General features: G+C 38.7%; 17 protein-coding genes, 1 pseudogene and 1 CRISPR repeat array. Of the genes and pseudogenes, 10 read left to right on the plus strand and 8 right to left on the minus strand.

Annotated elements, in window-relative coordinates:
* Positions 1-96: 96 nt before the first annotated feature.
* The gene (locus KA717_18860; GenBank protein ID UXE64354.1) at positions 97-312 is read right to left on the minus strand and encodes a hypothetical protein; all 216 of its coding nucleotides are present in this window, start codon (positions 310-312) and stop codon (positions 97-99) included.
* 168 nt (positions 313-480) lie between these two features.
* Here KA717_18860 and KA717_18865 point away from each other — a divergent pair, with 168 nt between their 5' ends.
* Positions 481-675, plus strand: a complete 195-nt coding sequence (locus KA717_18865; protein UXE64355.1) for a transposase — start codon at positions 481-483, stop codon at positions 673-675.
* Positions 676-692: 17 nt separating this feature from the next.
* Positions 693-1,868, plus strand: a complete 1,176-nt coding sequence (locus KA717_18870) for an IS4 family transposase (GenBank protein UXE64356.1) — start codon at positions 693-695, stop codon at positions 1,866-1,868.
* Here the strand turns inward: KA717_18870 and KA717_18875 are convergent.
* Together KA717_18875 and KA717_18880 are read right to left on the minus strand one after the other, a co-directional pair.
* The gene (locus tag KA717_18875) at positions 1,865-2,821 is read right to left on the minus strand and encodes an SAVED domain-containing protein (protein UXE64357.1); all 957 of its coding nucleotides are present in this window, start codon (positions 2,819-2,821) and stop codon (positions 1,865-1,867) included. The two genes, KA717_18870 and KA717_18875, sit on opposite strands and share 4 nt — an antisense overlap.
* A gap of 78 nt (positions 2,822-2,899) precedes the next feature.
* Positions 2,900-4,225 carry an IS4 family transposase gene (locus tag KA717_18880; protein UXE64715.1) on the minus strand — a complete coding sequence of 442 codons (1,326 nt, stop codon included), beginning with the start codon at positions 4,223-4,225 and terminating at the stop codon, positions 2,900-2,902.
* A gap of 819 nt (positions 4,226-5,044) precedes the next feature.
* A CRISPR array of direct repeats spans positions 5,045-5,387; the repeat unit is 36 nt; unit sequence CCCTACCGATTGGGTTAAATCGGATTAGTTGGAAAC.
* A gap of 1,187 nt (positions 5,388-6,574) precedes the next feature.
* Here KA717_18880 and KA717_18885 point away from each other — a divergent pair.
* Positions 6,575-7,900: pseudogene (locus KA717_18885) on the plus strand (IS4 family transposase).
* Positions 7,901-8,028: 128 nt separating this feature from the next.
* Here KA717_18885 and KA717_18890 read toward each other — a convergent pair.
* Entirely contained in the window at positions 8,029-8,259 is a 231-nt protein-coding gene (locus KA717_18890; GenBank protein ID UXE64358.1) for a ferredoxin-thioredoxin reductase variable chain, read from the minus strand.
* A 548-nt stretch (positions 8,260-8,807) separates the two neighbouring features.
* Between KA717_18890 and rpsN the strand changes: the two genes are divergently transcribed.
* Positions 8,808-9,110 carry a 30S ribosomal protein S14 gene (gene rpsN, locus KA717_18895; protein ID UXE64359.1) on the plus strand — a complete coding sequence of 101 codons (303 nt, stop codon included), beginning with the start codon at positions 8,808-8,810 and terminating at the stop codon, positions 9,108-9,110.
* 107 nt (positions 9,111-9,217) lie between these two features.
* Here the strand turns inward: rpsN and KA717_18900 are convergent, their stop codons facing one another.
* A complete protein-coding gene (locus tag KA717_18900) occupies positions 9,218-9,550 on the minus strand; it encodes a hypothetical protein (GenBank protein UXE64360.1) in 333 nt (110 codons plus the stop codon).
* A gap of 134 nt (positions 9,551-9,684) precedes the next feature.
* On the opposite strand from KA717_18900, the gene KA717_18905 reads away from it, so the two are divergent.
* The 6 genes from KA717_18905 to aat all read left to right on the plus strand — a co-directional run bounded on the left by KA717_18905 (position 9,685) and on the right by aat (position 15,548).
* Positions 9,685-10,770, plus strand: a complete 1,086-nt coding sequence (locus KA717_18905) for a site-specific DNA-methyltransferase (protein ID UXE64361.1) — start codon at positions 9,685-9,687, stop codon at positions 10,768-10,770.
* A 63-nt stretch (positions 10,771-10,833) separates the two neighbouring features.
* A complete protein-coding gene (locus KA717_18910) occupies positions 10,834-11,613 on the plus strand; it encodes a site-specific DNA-methyltransferase (GenBank protein ID UXE64362.1) in 780 nt (259 codons plus the stop codon).
* 5 nt (positions 11,614-11,618) lie between these two features.
* Entirely contained in the window at positions 11,619-11,954 is a 336-nt protein-coding gene (locus KA717_18915) for a nucleotidyltransferase domain-containing protein (protein UXE64363.1), read from the plus strand.
* 19 nt (positions 11,955-11,973) lie between these two features.
* Positions 11,974-12,300, plus strand: coding sequence for a DUF86 domain-containing protein (locus KA717_18920; protein ID UXE64364.1), 327 nt, complete (start codon positions 11,974-11,976; stop codon positions 12,298-12,300).
* Entirely contained in the window at positions 12,284-14,926 is a 2,643-nt protein-coding gene (locus tag KA717_18925) for a DEAD/DEAH box helicase family protein (GenBank protein ID UXE64365.1), read from the plus strand. The genes KA717_18920 and KA717_18925 overlap by 17 nt, the downstream gene beginning before the upstream one ends.
* A gap of 13 nt (positions 14,927-14,939) precedes the next feature.
* Positions 14,940-15,548 carry a leucyl/phenylalanyl-tRNA--protein transferase gene (gene aat, locus KA717_18930; protein ID UXE64716.1) on the plus strand — a complete coding sequence of 203 codons (609 nt, stop codon included), beginning with the start codon at positions 14,940-14,942 and terminating at the stop codon, positions 15,546-15,548.
* Between the two features lie 125 nt (positions 15,549-15,673).
* On the opposite strand, the gene KA717_18935 is transcribed toward aat, so the two are convergent.
* From KA717_18935 to KA717_18945, 3 genes are all read right to left on the minus strand, one after another.
* On the minus strand, positions 15,674-15,958 hold the full coding sequence (locus KA717_18935; GenBank protein UXE64366.1) for a type II toxin-antitoxin system Phd/YefM family antitoxin: 285 nt from the start codon (positions 15,956-15,958) through the stop codon (positions 15,674-15,676).
* Between the two features lie 188 nt (positions 15,959-16,146).
* Positions 16,147-17,190 (minus strand): IS630 family transposase, encoded by a 1,044-nt coding sequence (locus tag KA717_18940; GenBank protein ID UXE64367.1) that lies wholly within the window; start codon positions 17,188-17,190, stop codon positions 16,147-16,149.
* 77 nt (positions 17,191-17,267) lie between these two features.
* Positions 17,268-17,495 (minus strand): hypothetical protein, encoded by a 228-nt coding sequence (locus tag KA717_18945; GenBank protein UXE64368.1) that lies wholly within the window; start codon positions 17,493-17,495, stop codon positions 17,268-17,270.
* Positions 17,496-17,540 lie beyond the last annotated feature (45 nt).

The raw sequence follows: 17,540 nt of genomic DNA on the forward strand, positions 1-17,540 counted from the left end.
TTGATCAGAAAAAACGCGATCGCTGTTAATCAATTAGTTCTTTTTTGAATTTTCAACCAATTAGCCACCCTTTTTAAGGGGAGTTGGGGGGATCAATTACTGACCACGATAATAACTAAAATCATTAAGAGCAAATAAATCTCGATAACTTTGGGTTTGTTGATCATATTGAGTTAACAAAATTCGCCAATATTGTTGAGTGGCCATTCCCACTAAAATTCCTAAAGCGATCGGCATAGAATAAACTAATTTTATTTCTTCATAACCCTGTTGTTGAGCCTGACTTTTCCCGTTAAGTCCAAAATCCAGCAATGCAAACTTCTAGAGGCTTTATCTGGCAAGGGTTTGAGTAATGATTCTCTTGACAGGAAAAAAATATTCTGAAGCCATCATCCCGCTTATCGTTCAAATTTCAAAAACAAAGGATGAAGGGAGTATGAGACTGTAAAATGGAGAAAATCTTAAAGGGCAGGTCAAAAAATGTTGGAATGGTGGACAAAAAACTTTGCCAGTTGTGAATTGGGAGACGAGAGGCTAAACAATCGTGCCTTCTCGATTGGGAAAAAGTTAAGTGAGGGGTTTGGAAAAGCCTTATCAGAAGTGTTTAAGGGAGGAAACGAGTTAAAGAGGGCCTATGAATTTTTGGGAATCCGAAAACAGACTTTGTCAAGATAATAGAGCCGCACTGTGAAATGACAACTGCCGCCGTAGAAGAATATAAGATAATGCTATCAGTCGGAGATACGACCTTCTTAGATTATCGCAATATCAAGGAAAAAAGGGAAGGGTATGGGCCGACTGGAAAAGGAGGGAATGGATTAATACTGCATAGTGCTTTAGCAATTGAGCCAGAAAAAGGACAAGTATTAGGTTTATTATGGCAAAAACTGTGGAATAGGGAGGTAAAAGAAAAGCCCCCAACAGATGAAACGGCGAAGCAGAAAAAAGAAAGACAGAAAGAACAAAGAAAAGCAGCTCGTCAAAGACCATTTGAGGAAAAAGAATCCTACAAATGGGTAGAGGCTCTAAACACCTGTGAGAAACAGGTAGAAAGTTCAACGAGGGTAATTCATGTATTTGACAGAGAAGGAGATGTTTCAGAAGTCTTTGACTCAGTGCGTCAACTCAAGCATACAGGAGTGCTGGTCAGAGCGTCTCATAATCGTAGTTTAGACAAAAATAGTGAACGACTTTGGCAACATTTGGAATCAGAACCGATTCGTTTTCATCAAGAAATCGAGATTCCGAGTACAGGAAAAAGAAAAGCACGGAAGGTTAAGCTTGCCGTCCGATTTTGCCCAGTTAATCTACGAACTCCCTATCGTTTTGATAATCGTGACCCGTTGAATGTCTATGCTGTTTATGCGACAGAAATCGATTGTCCCGAAGGCGAAACTCCTTTATCTTGGATGCTTCTGACTACAGAAGTTGTTGAGACTATTGAGATGGCTGTCACTATTCTTCGTTGGTACACCTACCGATGGCGGGTTGAAGAATTTCATAAAGTCCTTAAGTCTGGTTGTCAGAGTGAGCGTTATCGACTTGCCTCTGATGGAATGAAAACTCTTTTGGGTTTTTTAAGTGTCATTGCTGTTGAACTTTTACACGTTACTTATCTTCATCGTACCCAGCCCGATGCTCTCGCGATTGAAATTCTTAATCCTCTTCAACTTCAGGTGTTAAAAGCAGCCGCCTCTCAAAAACTTCCCCCTATTTTGACTGTTGCTTGGGCTGTCGAGTCTGTTGCTTTTCTTGGTGGTTATCTTGAACATCGTCGTAAAACTCCTCTCGGTATCCAAGTCCTTTGGCGCGGTTGGTTGAAGTTGCATGACCTTTGCCAAGGCTGGCAGCTTGCAATCCGCACTTAACGGGAAAAGTCAGGTTGTTGAGCAATATTTAAGACTTTAAAGATTTCGCGGCTATATTGTAGCCAATCCTCATCAGCCTGAATCGTTCCGCTTGTTTTACTTTTAAGATAGATAATATCACCATAGTTCTTAATAGCCGAGTCTTCTAAACTAATTTTATGGGAAGCGGCATCAACAACGACACAGACTTTATTTTGAGTTTTAGTTGCTGGCAATAAGGTTCGTTCAAATTTCTCAAATTCAATAATGTCTTCTTTCAGGCGGCGATCACTAATTTCGACGACAGGATAATAGCTATCGGAGGATTTGTTATATTGAAAAACGCGAACACCATCGGTTCCAAAGAGAGTTCCGACTAAAATACCAACGCTAATCGGGCCAATATAAGCTAAATATACAATGGTATTACGAGGAGTTTTAGCTTTTAGTTTTTCTAAGTTATAGCGAACAATTTGCAGAAAGGTTTGTAGTTGAACGCTATCAAATATATCGCCAGAGTAATTAAAAATTAAGTCTTGTTTTTCAATACCAATAATTTTCTGTAAATTATTTTGATGATTCGCATAGTTTACTTCTTCATCTATGATGCCAAAGATGGAACTAAGGGCATTTTCACTGCTACTAGGATTAGAAATATTGATAATAATGGGAAGGGGAATAGCATATTTTTGATAGATAACAAATTTACGCGATTCATAAAAAATACCAACGATTACACCGATTAAAATGGCACAAACGACAAAGATATAGCCGTTGCTTAATTGATTGGCAATTAATCCTAATATGGTTCCAACAAAGAAGACGATGTTGGTGACAGGATTCAGAATAATCGGAACTGGTTTTTGTTGAAATGTTTGCCATATTTCGCCAATTTTGGGAGATAAATACAGTTGAGATTGTAAATTATCTTTTTTTGTTATGGACGAGTTCGGCAATGGTGTTAGATTTGGCATTAAACTATACCTATTTTTTAGAAAAGTCTGACTAAAATTTGAAAAGTTTGGGTAGGGGCGCAAGGCTTGCCATCCGTGTCAACTTAAAGGAATGGGTTCCCAAATTTGTTGATTGAGAGCGGCCTTTTCTCGATGTCGCTTTCTCTCAGCTTTGACCAAACCAAATAACTTAGCACGTTCAGCCAGATAGGTTACTGTATCAGGCTTTTCTCCTCTAGCAATAGCCTTCGCTACATAGTATAGACTCCGAAACACCATCTCTACTGAGATTTTTTCTTTCGGTTGATTTAGAGCAATCGCCACTTCCCCTACCAATTGATTTAAGACCGTATAGAAAATCAAAGTGCAAATAATCTGGATTTGGACACCATTCTTATTCCCTACCCATAAATAGGCTAGTCCTAAAAGTCTTTTCGTTAATAAAAAGGCTTCTTCGATTGTCCATCGTCTTCGATATAAATCACAGACCTCTTCGGCGGACAGTTGTTCGGGAGACAACACATTTGTTAAATACTGATACCAGATTGTTCCCCATAATACTGAGACTAATCTCACCGGATGCTTGCAAGGATTAGAACGGTAATTTCCCATAATGATAATCTCATCTCTGTAATGACTACCTTGAGACAATACTTGTTTGGTTTTGTAAGATGTACCCGCTCTAAATCTGGTTAGAAAAAACTTTTTAGCTTCTGTTAACAAATCAAACCACACAAAGCTAAAAAATCCCATATCTACAAGAATTAAACCATTTTCTGGTAATTTAGCTGCCAATTCTTCACACCATATTTTATCATTTGATTTATCATTTTCTGTGTACCATAAAGTAACGGGTCTTTGGGTAAAGGCTTCCACTACCATCATTATTTTACCCCCCAATTTACTCTTTTCTTCTTTACTTATTTTCATATTTTTCCTTATCTGCTCTAGCGTTGAGCCATCTGCTATCCACACTGCACTAAACTTTTCTCTTATTTTTTCCCATTTTTCTCCTACTTGGAGCTTCTTCCCTTTTTCGGCTGCTTTTTCTAACACTCCTTTTAGTAATATTGCAAATATTTCGGCTGGCACATTCATCATTCTTTTTGATACTGCCTGTTTGCTTACTTTTAATGATGCTACCCATAGCAATCCCTCTTCCTCTAACAGTCTTACCGCTTCACTTATACCCGCTATTTGACGATACACTATACTTAACACTAATGCCACCATTACTGGTAAATTTAATACCCTATCTCTCATCATTTTCTCATGAGTTCCCTGTAAATATTTTAATGGTGTAAACATTGTGGGTTCTAGTAATTCAAACAACTCTTTTGTTATTTCAGGGATTTCTACCCCTGGCTGATTTGTCTTACGACGTAAGTCTGGGTTTCCTTTTCTCCGAGGATGTTGTCTTGCCATTTGTTTTTTGCTCACTTTTTTATATACTAACCTTTTTTTCAGCCTACTCTTACTTCCGCCTGCTTTTAGGCTAATCTTTTGTGAGTAGGCATTTTGGCTTAAGTTGACACCAATGAAGGCTTGCGCCCAAAAGTAAAGGGATCATATCTAAATTTTGTCAGCTTCAATTATTCTGACATAATAGACCTCTTGCAAATTGAAGAAAGTCCCCCTTTTTAAGGGGGATTTAGGGGGATCAAGCGCTATTGTGCAAGAAGTCTAATTCAAACCTATCATCTTTTGATTGCTCAAGTCACGCTCAATCTGTTTTAAACAGCGATCTGTTATACAAGGGTTGCTGAAACCTTGACAGGGACTTGATCCCCCCCTGCCCCCCTTAAAAAGGGGGGAGAATGAGAAAAGTCAGCTTTTGAGTATTTTATGTCGCTGGACGAGATGCGGGCTTTGTTTCAAAAAGTTAACAAACAGGTCAAACCCCAGGAAGATAGTGTAAGATTTTATTGGATTTCTCAAGAAGCCGTTTCTAGGGTGCTAGTGATTGGCAGTCCTCCCTCCGAACCGCCTCCGAACGCCTATATTTTCTAGGTTTAGAGCGTGTTTACTGGGGCTGTTCTTCTCTCTCGTTTCGACGCACCTCGCCTGATCGCTGAAAGCCTTGATCTCTCGTTGAGATGTGTCGAATGCTGACGGTGTAAGGGTTCTGGAACTCACTTTTTTCTGTTTTGACAGATTTTAGGAGCTAAAATGACAGTACCTTTGTCACATACGTCGAATTGGCTATCTCTAAGCTGCTCTGGACAGGACTTCTAAGAAGCTACTCCCTACCGATTGGGTTAAATCGGATTAGTTGGAAACGGTGCAAACGCAATTAAAGATGCAGTAACACCTAAGCCTAAGACCCTACCGATTGGGTTAAATCGGATTAGTTGGAAACAATACCACCGCTTTGCTTGGTGGGGATATTAGCTGGTCCCTACCGATTGGGTTAAATCGGATTAGTTGGAAACAAAGATGATGCTGGCTGCTCTGTCTATAATAATTTGTTGTTTCCCTACCGATTGGGTTAAATCGGATTAGTTGGAAACAGATTAACAGTCAGGGTTTCCTTAACCTTAAATCCACCATCCCCTACCGATTGGGTTAAATCGGATTAGTTGGAAACTCAAGGGGACAGGGTGACTTGGGGACGGGGCGAATGGCGATTAATTATTTTTTGCGATCGCTTAAAACCCTTTTTAAAATCTCCCAGTCTCCCCCTCTCCCAGTCTCCAAAAAGCCCTACCGATTGGGTTAAATCGGATTAGTTGGAAACGCAAGGGGACGGGGTGACTTGGTGACAGGGCGAATGGCGATTAATTATTTTTTGCGATCACTTGAAACCATTTTTAAAATCTCCCAGTCTCCTCTTCTCCCAGTCTCCAAAATCCCTACCGATTGGGTTAAATCGGATTAGTTGGAAACGCAAGGGGACGGGGTGACTTGGGGACGGGGCGAATGGCGATTAATCATTTTTTGTGATCGCTTAAAACCCGTTTAAAAATCTCCCAGTCTCCTCTTCTCCCAGTCTCCAAAATCCCTACCGATTGGGTTAAATCGGATTAGTTGGAAATGCAAGAGGACGGGGTGACTTGGGGACGGGGCGAATGGCGATTAATTATTATTTCTGATCGCTTAAAACCCTTTTTTAAATCTCCTAGTCTCCCGCTCTCCCAGTCTCCAAAATCCCTACTGATTGGGTTAAATCGGATTAGTTGGAAACTCAAGGGGACGGGGTGACTTGGGGACGGGGCGAATGGCGATCAATTATTATTTCTGATCGCTTAAAACCCTTTTTTAAATCTCCTAGTCTCCCCCTCTCCCAGTCTCCAAAATCCCTACCGATTGGGTTAAATCGGATTAGTTGGAAACTCAAGGGGACAGGGTGACTTGGGGACAGGGCGAATGGCGATTAATTATTTTTTGCGATCGCTTAAAACCCGTTTAAAAATCTCCCAGTCTCCTCTTCTCCCAGTCTCCAAAATCCCTACCGATTGGGTTAAATCGGATTAGTTGGAAATGCAAGAGGACGGGGTGACTTGGGGACGGGGCGAATGGCGATTAATCATTTTTTGCGATCGCTTAAAACCCTTTTTAAATCTCCCAGTCTCCCCCTCTCTTCTTCTCCCTCTCCAAAAAGCTCTACTGATCGCGTTTATCGGATTAATTGGAAACGATTAACTTCTGGGCGCACGCCATCATTGGTGTCAACTTAAGCCAAAATGCCTACTCACAAAAGATTAGCCTAAAAGCAGGCGGAAGTAAAAGTAGGCTAAAAAAAGGTTAGTATATAAAAAAGTGAGCAAAAAACAAATGGCAAGACAACATCCTCGGAGAAAAGGAAACCCAGACTTACGTCGTAAGACAAATCAGCCAGGGGTAGAAATCCCTGAAATAACAAAAGAGTTGTTTGAATTACTAGAACCCACAATGTTTACACCATTAAAATATTTACAGGGAACTCATGAGAAAATGATGAGAGATAGGGTGCTAAATTTACCAGTAATGGTGGCATTAGTGTTAAGTATAGTGTATCGTCAAATAGCGGGTATAAGTGAAGCGGTAAGACTGTTAGAGGAAGAGGGATTGCTATGGGTAGCATCATTAAAAGTAAGCAAACAGGCAGTATCAAAAAGAATGATGAATGTGCCAGCCGAAATATTTGCAATATTACTAAAAGGAGTGTTAGAAAAAGCAGCCGAAAAAGGGAAGAAGCTCCAAGTAGGAGAAAAATGGGAAAAAATAAGAGAAAAGTTTAGTGCAGTGTGGATAGCAGATGGCTAAACGCTAGAGCAGATAAGGAAAAATATGAAAATAAGTAAAGAAGAAAAGAGTAAATTGGGGGGTAAAATAATGATGGTAGTGGAAGCCTTTACCCAAAGACCCGTTACTTTATGGTACACAGAAAATGATAAATCAAATGATAAAATATGGTGTGAAGAATTGGCAGCTAAATTACCAGAAAATGGTTTAATTCTCGTAGATATGGGATTTTTTAGCTTTGTGTGGTTTGATTTGTTAACAGAAGCTAAAAAGTTTTTTCTAACCAGATTTAGAGCGGGTACATCTTACAAAACCAAACAAGTATTGTCTCAAGGTAGTCATTACAGAGATGAGATTATCATTATGGGAAATTACCGTTCTAATCCTTGCAAGCATCCGGTGAGATTAGTCTCAGTATTATGGGGAACAATCTGGTATCAGTATTTAACAAATGTGTTGTCCCCCGAACAACTGTCCGCCGAAGAGGTCTGTGATTTATATCGAAGACGATGGACAATCGAAGAAGCCTTTTTATTAACGAAAAGACTTTTAGGACTAGCCTATTTATGGGTAGGGAATAAGAATGGTGTCCAAATCCAGATTATTTGCACTTTGATTTTCTATACGGTCTTAAATCAATTGGTAGGGGAAGTGGCGATTGCTCTAAATCAACCGAAAGAAAAAATCTCAGTAGAGATGGTGTTTCGGAGTCTATACTATGTAGCGAAGGCTATTGCTAGAGGAGAAAAGCCTGATACAGTAACCTATCTGGCTGAACGTGCTAAGTTATTTGGTTTGGTCAAAGCTGAGAGAAAGCGACATCGAGAAAAGGCCGCTCTCAATCAACAAATTTGGGAACCCATTCCTTTAAGTTGACACCAATGAAGGCTTGCGCCCAAAAGTAGCAATTTAATGACTAACACAATTGATCCAAGAGAGCCTTTAATACTATTCAAGTCTTAAGATTATCCAGACCGAATCGCCTTTTCGTCTCAATTGAAACCTTAGGGGGAGTCAATCAGTTCTAATTCCATTTCCCGAAAGTGGGCCTTAAACCGATTCCCAAACTGAACGAGGACAGGAAGGTTGGCACTGATGGGTCTTCCTTGCCATTCTGTCAGAAGTGCGGCTACCTCTCCCGCCATACCTTGCAGATCAAAGGCTTCCTGCTTATGCTGAGGATGATGGTACACAATGACTGAACTGTTTACACGAACGCGATTGCCAACTTGCATAAATCTTTACTCTCTTTTCTGATACATTTATGCGACAAAACGCGATGTATTACCGTATTTTGCAGCAATGTCATCACTCTAGTTAAAAAGAGTGAAGGTCGTACCCGACAAAGCCCCAAAAAATCTTGAGGCACTTTTAAATGTTCGACCTAACGAACTGCCTCTCCCACGGAGGCCGTGACAGGCTTATGACCTGTCGGTTATAGCAAGGTACTTCCCAAAAGGGCAACCAAAATCTTATTTCGATTATACAAGGTATGTGCTTTTAATGTAACATAGCTTGTTCTATCTCAAAATATCGCATTGCATCGTTATTTAGAGATTGAATCTTGTTCCTCCTTAACTCAACAACCCCAAGGCAGGGTGTCCAAACAGCCTTATTATTCTTGCACAGGTATGGCCTCATCTGTCATTTCTACCGGTTTATTAATTAATCCGCCCGCAACAAATGCAAAATCAAATGCCAGTTTGTTGGCAAGCGCCCCACTTCGATGTGGTATGATGAGAAATGCTAATTTTTAGAACCAAACTTCTAACCCCCAAGATCTATGGCTAAGAAATCCATGATTGAGCGCGATAAGCGTCGCGGTATTCTAATTGCTAAGTATGCTGAAAAGCGGGCAACCCTCAAAGAAGAGTTCCGCCAAGCCGAGACATTAGATGAAAAGCTGGCCATTCACCAACAAATTCAAAAACTGCCTCGCAATAGTGCGCCTTCCCGTAAACGCAATCGTTGTTTAGCAACAGGTCGTCCCAGAGGTTACTATCGGGATTTTGGTCTCTGCCGTAATGTTCTGCGGGACTGGGCACACCAAGGTCTTTTACCCGGTGTTGTCAAATCGAGTTGGTAATCAGGTGTTTAGGTAAAAGGGCAAAGTTGCTCAAGCATCGAAAAAACCTCGTCTCAAGGTTTGCTCAGAAGATTTGGCTTTTTACCTAAAATTTTTAACTGACCGTTCTACTGCCCACAACAACGATTAATGCCTAGACTGTCTAGGATTAGGTCACTGACGGCATTGGCGATCGCGAATTCGCTATAAAAACTTTCCCGAAAATCAAAGGCTTGCATCTCTGTGACAATGGCGATGACCAGGGAACCTAAATCATTTTCCCCTTCTAGGCGTTGACGGACATAGATTTGCGTTGCTCGTTCGGCGATCGTGGTATTGATCGCTTCGGGAATAAATTCCGTATTTAACCAAGTCTGCAAATTGCGCTGTAACCATTCTCCTTCTTTAAAAGGATCTTGAAGTGAAGGAAGCGTAATGGGGGGAATAGGTTCAACTGCCATAGGCCAATCATTTTTTTCAAGGTAACAACAGCATACTAAGAATATGCTCATAAGGCTAATTTTAAGAAAACGGTAAGAAAAGATCATAAAATGACTGTGTACCGATAATAGCACTTTATTTTTAGACGAAGACGATGACTGAAGATAAGCTCCCATTAACTTCTCAAGATGTGCTAACAGATAGAATCTCTGTTCTGAGTGAACTATTTCCAGAGGTTTTTGTTGAGGGGAAGATTGATTTTGAGCAGTTAAAATTGGCATTAGGCGAATCCGCTGATGAGGGACGAGAGCGTTACGGTTTGTCCTGGGCGGGGAAAAGTGAAGCAATCCGCAATTTGCAAGCCCAAAGTGTGGGGACGTTGAAGCCTGTACCAGAGGAGTCAGTTAATTTTGAGACTACGGAAAATCTTTTTATTGAGGGAGATAATCTGGAGGTATTGAAGCTATTACAAAAAAGCTATCACAATCAGATTAAAATGATTTACATTGATCCGCCTTACAATACAGGAAAAGAATTTATCTATCCTGATAATTTTCGGGAAGGTTTAGAAGATTATTTGCGCTTTTCGGGACAGAAAAATGGTGAGGGCATTAAGTTAACAACTAATACGGAAACCAGTGGCAGAATTCATTCTAATTGGTTAAGTATGATCTATCCTCGTTTGTTTTTGGCACGGAATTTGTTGAAAGATGATGGGGTGATTTTTGTGAGTATTGATGACAACGAAATTGCTAATTTACGGTTATTAATGAATGAAATCTTTGGGGCAGAAAACTTCATTTGTCAAATTATTATTCAATCCAATAAACGAGGGCAGACCTATAAAGAAATTTCTAAAACTCATGAATATCTTTTGCTATACTCGAAAAGTGATTTTTACAATTTATCTGAAATTTCAAAAGGAAATAGTGCCTTACCTCATCAAGACGAAATAGGCAGTTTTGAGCTTTGGGAACTTCGTAATAGAAATCCTAAATTTGGCAGACATAATCGTCCTAATTTATATTTCCCAATATATGTTTCACCAACAATAGTTGATAGTAATGGTTTTTTTAAAATATCTCTTACAAAATCAGAGGATTTTTCCATTGAGGTATTTCCCAAAAATAGTGAAGGTAATGATAGCTGCTGGAGATGGAGTAAAAATAAAATTGAATCTGAAGGTTTGTTAGGAAAGTTTCCTATCTTAGTCGCTAAAAAAAAGCGAGATAATGGATGAAATATTTATGAAAAATCAAGAAAAAATACAACTAAAGTTAAGTCTATTTGGGATGAAACTTGCATGATTAGTGAGCAAGGAACCATTCAACTTGGGGATCTTCAAATGAGGGACTATTTTGATCATCCTAAACCAGTAGGATTAATTCTTAAAACGCTTAGTATTACAACACAGGGAGATGATATTGTTCTTGACTTTTTTTCGGGTTCTTGTACCACTGCCCACGCTGTTTTAGAGCAGAATCAGGAAGATGGAGGCAATCGTAAATTTATCATGGTGCAATTACCTGAACCCTGTGACGAAAACTCTGAAGCATTTAAAGCAGGTTATCGAAACATTGCTGACATCGGCAAAGAACGGATAAGACGGGCAATTAACAAAATTAATCAAGAAGAAAACGGTAAACTTAATCTCAACGGTTCAGTGCAGGATCGCGGTTTTAAAGTTTTCAAACTTACGGAAAGTAACTTTAAGATTTGGGATGGTTCAGTTCCCAAAGACGTTGAGCAGTTGCAACTTTTACTCCAGGAATTTACCGATAATATTATGCCTGGAAGCACTAAATTGGGAATGCTTTATGAAATTATGCTCAAAGCAGGTTTTTCTCTAACCGCAAAAGTTGAAAAATTAGAGATTGGTGCTCAAGAAATTTATACGATTGAAAACAAAGATCTCTTTCTCTGTTTAGAAGCTGAAATTTTAGAAACGACCGTTAAGCAAATTCTTACCCATAAGCCTAAACAATTCACTAGCTTAGATGCTTCTTTCCGAGGCAATGATCAACTTAAAACGAATACTCAACTACAAATGCGTGACCATGACATTAAATTTAGAACCGTTTAAAACCTATGCAAAACTTCCCCACCGTTGAAACTAAAATTCCCATAGATTACGAGAAAATAGTAGGTTTTTGCCAACGCTGGAAAATCATAGAATTTGCCCTATTTGGCTCAGTTCTCAGAGATGATTTTCAGCCTGATAGCAGCGACATTGATGTACTTATTTCCTTTGCCCCAGATGCCCATTGGACATTGTTTGATTGGGTCGAAATGGAAGAAGATGCTCGACAACTCTTTCAGAGAAAAGTTGATTTAATTAGCCGTCGAGGAATCGAACGTAGTCAAAATTACTTGCGTCGTCAAACTATTCTTAATTCTACTCAAGTCATTTATGCAGCTTCGTGAATTCAATTATTTACAAGATATGCTCAATGCCGCAAAGTTAGCTCAAGATTTTGTAGCAGGAATTGACTGGGCAGCTTTTGAAATTGATTTGATGCGTCAAGCGGCGGTAACTCGTGAATTTGAAATTATCGGAGAAGCGGCGCGCAGAATCTCAACGGAAACTCAATCTACTCTACCTCATATTCCCTGGTCAAAGATTATTGGAATGCGAAATCGCCTCATTCATGAATATGATGACCTCGATCTTGTCATAATTTGGGATACAATTCATACTGCTCTACCCCAACTCATTACAACTTTAGAAAGTATTATTTTTGCTGAAGAAAATTATGAAAATTCAATTTGATAGCCAACAACAATATCAATTAGATGCTGTCAAGGCGATCGCCGATTTATTCGATGGTCAACCCCTAGCCAATGGTCAATTTGAGATTAACGTCAGTCTTGATTTTGGGGGAACTATGACTGAAATGGGTTTTGGTAATCAATTAAAGCTATCGCCCACAGAAATTTTAGCGAATATAAAAACCATTCAAGAACGTAATGAAATTGAGGTTATAACATCAGAAAAAGATACATTCCTTGAACAGGGATTAAATTTTTCCGTTGAAATGGAGACAGGAACGGGCAAAACCTATGTTTATTTGCGAACAATTCACGAACTGAATGCCCGCTATGGTTTTACTAAATTTATTATTGTTGTTCCAAGTGTTCCCATTCGAGAAGGAGTCCTGAAAAATTTAGCAATCACTAAAGATCATTTTCAAAGTCTTTATGGTAATCAGCCCTTTGATTATTGGATTTATAACTCCAAACGAGTCTCAAATTTACGCCAGTTTGCTAACTCGAATCAATTGCAAATTTTAGTGATTAATATTGATGCTTTTAATAAAAAAGATATTAGCATTATTTACAAAGATCAGGACGGCTTATCAGGGCATCGTCCCATTGAGTTTATTCAAGCTACTAACCCAATTGTAATTCTGGATGAACCGCAAAATATGGAATCAGATAAAGCTAAAGAAGCGATCGCCACTCTCAATCCGCTTTGTACTTTACGCTATTCTGCTACCCACAAAAATTTGTACAATTTACTTTATAAACTTGATCCGATCAAAGCCTATGACCTGAAACTGGTTAAACAAATTACTGTCACCTCCGCCTTAGAAGAAAATAGTTTTAACCAACCCTATCTTTATTTAGAATCTATCAAAGCAACTAAGACAAAAATTACAGCCAAATTAGCTCTTGATGTTCAAACTGGAAACACTATTAGTCGCAAAACGATTGCCATCAGCAACAATGGTATTGATCTCTATCAAATATCAGGAGAACGAGAACTTTATCAAGGTTATATTGTGGACTGTATTGATGCAGGTGTTGGTTATATTTCCTTTACTAATGGGGTAAGCTTAAATATTGGAGAAGCGATCGGTAACTATGGCGATGATTTAATGAAAGCCCAGATTCGAGAAACCATCAAAGAGCATTTAGATAAAGAACTAAGTGTGAAAAATTTGTTAAGCGATCGCCCCTTAAAAGTGCTTTCTCTCTTTTTTATTGATCGAGTTGATAATTATGCAAAAACTGATGGTAAACTCCGTCAATGGTTCATCCAAATTTATCAAGAATTGTCTCAATTATCCCGCTATCAAAACCTAAATTTGCCCCCTGTAGAAGAAGTTCATAATGGTTACTTTGCCCAGGATAAACAGGGAAATGCCAAAGATACAAGTGGTTCTAGCATTGCGGATGACACAGCCTACGAATTGATTATGAAAGATAAGGAAAGACTGCTCTCACCCACAGAACCGCTACGATTTATTTTTAGTCATTCTGCTTTGCGCGAAGGGTGGGATAATCCTAATGTTTTTCAGATTTGTATGTTACGCGAAGTACAATCTCAAGTCGGCAGAAGACAAACTATTGGACGCGGTTTACGTTTGCCCGTAGATGCCACAGGGATTCGAGTTTTTGATCCGATCATTAACCGTTTAACTGTGATTGCCAATGAACGTTATGCTGATTTTGCTCGTGCTTTACAAACAGAAATTGAAGAAGATTGTGGTGTGAATTTTGCAGGACGTATTAAAAATAACCGCGATCGCCGCCCCGCCAATTTAATGCCTAAATGGAAAGAAAATAAAGATTTTTTAGCACTTTGGGAAAAAATTAAACATAAAACTCGTTATTCCGTAGAATATAATACTTCTAAATTAATAGAGGATTCAGCCCAACAAATTCAGCAAATGGCTACTATTAATGCCCCAAAAATTCGTTTGAAAAAGGTTTCCTTAAATTATGCCAATACTGGTATTAATTCTCAACTTTTATCCGTGACCAGCAGTAAAACGGAATCTATTATTTTTAATATTCCCGACATTATTGGTTACTTGCAACGCCAAACTGAGCTAACTCGCGATACCCTGTCCCAAATTTTGATAAAATCTAAACGTTTGTCAGATATATTAGTCAATCCTCAACAATTTCTTGAACTTGCAACTAAAGCAATCCGTTTTACTATGCAGCAGTTAATGATTAATGGCATTAAATATGAACGTATTGCAGGCGAAGAGTATGAAATGCGTCTGTTTGAATCCTACGAAATTTCAGGTTTTATTGATAATATGCTATCCGTTGAGCATTCTATCTACGATGCGATCGAGTATCAATCGGAAACAGAAAGACAATTTGCCGACATTCTAGACGGACGAGAAGATATAAAATTATTTCTCAAACTTCCCTCTTGGTTTAAAGTAGAAACCCCTATTGGTACATATAATCCAGACTGGGCGATCGTTAAACAAGAATTTGATGAGGAGCAAAAACTTTATCTCATTCGTGAAACAAAAGCCACGAAAGATCAGTTCAAACTACGAGCAGGAGAAGGGGCAAAAATTTACTGTGGTCAACAGCATTTTGAGATGCTTAATGTTGATGTTGCTGTCGTTACTAATGCCTCAGAAGTTTAGGAAAATTGCTGAAATGTTTAGCCAAAGAATCAAAATCTCTAAAAAAATGGAAATTAATAATGTCATAAACCAATATGCCCAAGGCCACTTTCTAATGGCCGATGAACAGGGAAGTTTAGGCTGGTATTCAAGCCAGCAACGAGCATTAATTCCCCTAGATCACCGTTTTTGCTATCCCAAATCCTTGCAGCGAATCCTCAATCAAAATCGTTTTACGGTGGCGATTAATCGTGATTTTTCTGGGGTTTGTCAAGGTTGTGCCAATCGAGAAAGTACCTGGATCTCTGAAGAATTACTGGATATTTATTGGCGTTTATACCAGGCAGGTTGGGCCTATAGTTTTGAAACCTGGCAAGGGGATAAACTAGCCGGTGGTGTTCTCGGCATTGTTATTCGGGGAGCTTTTATTGGAGAATCAATGTTTTACAACATTCCTGAAGGCTCTAAAGTGGCAATGGTCAAATTAGTGGAACATTTACGATCGCGTCATTTTCTGCTATTTGATGCCCAATTACAAAATCCTCATCTGGCTCGCTTTGGTTCTTATTTGGTTAATAATTGGGATTACCAAGCCTTATTAAATCGGGCCTTTTTAAAATACGACTGTCATTTTTATCCCTAATACTCATGGTTTATCTTGCTGTAAAATTTTCGTTGATTACATCTGACGCGAGCTCGAAAGCCCTATCGTACCGTTTCACAGAATAATCTATCAACGAATTATTTACAGGTAGAGTTAATTTAACTTTAAATTCCATATTTTTGCTGCATTTCTTCAACAAATTTATCTAGAGGTTGAGTATCACCGCTTACAATATCTTCTAATCCTTTTTTAATACCAATAATACTTTCTAGATATTCAATAGAATCGAGCAATTTTTGATAGGATTCTGCATCCTGTACAACCAATTCAGCTTTACCATTGACGGTTAAAACAACAGGATTCCCCGTTACTTTCATTTGAGTAATAAATTCATTGGTGTTGCGTTTAAAGGTGGATAGGAATTGAATATCTCGACTTAGGTTAATCATCACAATTACTTTACATTTAATTTGCATTGAATTTGATGTTAACACAGGAGGATAGATATTGCGATCGCCGATTAGAGTTTTGGCATAATTCCCAAATATTTAGCCGCCCCGCCCAAAACAAGAAGGATTAAACCCGCCAGGATGCTTCGGTTAATAAATTCCTGAAATTCCAATCGCTTACCTATACTTCAAACGTTCATAATCTGAGATTTATCAAAGCGTTGAAATCGTAAGGTGAGCAGAGAATCAAGCTCCTCCTTATATTTTACGTTAGCATCCTCAAGACATCCTGAAATTGCTGCAGAAAACTGCGTAAAATCTTCATAATATTTTGCGTATAAACACTTCTTCTTCACAAACTTCCACAGTCTTTCAATTAAATTCAAGTTAGGAGAATAAGGAGGTAAGTACAGTAACTCTATTCCTAATGATTCTGCCAACTCCTGCACAATTCGGCATTTTTGATAACGAGCATTGTCTAATACCAACGTAATCGGTATTAATAGTCCTAATTCTGCTATCTTTTCTAGGAGTTCACAAACCTGAGTTCCCGTAATATAAGAACTGTTCGTTACCATAATTACTTCATGGGTAATTGCATTTAATGCTCCTAACACATTAAAACGTTTTCTCCCTGATGGTGACTTAATAAAAATCCTCTTGAAGCACCATATAAAATTTACAAATGCTCCCATTACAAAATGAGAGGCATCTACAAAGAAAACTGCCCTTTTTCCTGCTTTTGCCTCTTCTAGCCTTGGTTCTAGCTCTTTTTCTCTATAGCTATCCTGAGCTTCTACATCTGCTTTTGATGGAATTGTTCCCACCTTTAGACACCTCATTCCTATTGACTTTAAAAATTTTCTGACTTGCGTCGGACTTCTTTTTATTCCTGTTAATTCTTCTATTCTTTTTACTGCTTCATTTATTGTTGCTGGTGGATTTGACTCAAAATATGCCTCAATTGTCCCTTGATGCTCTGTTAACTCACTTTTCGGGCGATTAAATTTTATTTCTTTTAGTTTTTCTATCCCGCCCTCTTGATAATCACGGATATAGCTTGTCACCGTATTTACTGAAACTCCTGCGAATTGAGCAATTTTTTGATGAGACAATCCCTGACTTTTTAGCCATAAAACTTCCATCTTTAGCTGCACTCTAGGATGCGGGTGATTAAACCGACCGTAAGACAACAGTCTTTTGTCTTCTTCTGTAAATTCTAACTTAATCATTTCTCAGCCTCTTGACTAATTTTTCTATTTTTATTATATTATCTCTTATTTTTAGAATTCGCAACCTGTGACCGTGTTTAGTATAGTCCAGATACTTTTTCATCTACAAGGCTGATTTGTCCAGAGACTTTCTCATCGACTAGCCCGATCTGTCCTGATAGCTTTTCATCGACTAGGTTGATTTGCGCTGATAGCTTTTCATCGACTAGGTTGATTTGCGCTGATAGCTTTTCATCGACTAGGCTGATTTGTCCTGATAGCTTTTCATCGACTAGGCTGATTTGTCCTGATAGCCTTTCTTCCATTCGGGTCTGATTGATCTTAAGGTCGCTTAGGTTTTCTCGAATATC

The sequence above is a fragment of the Woronichinia naegeliana WA131 genome, assembly GCA_025370055.1.
GTDB lineage: Bacteria > Cyanobacteriota > Cyanobacteriia > Cyanobacteriales > Microcystaceae > Woronichinia > Woronichinia naegeliana.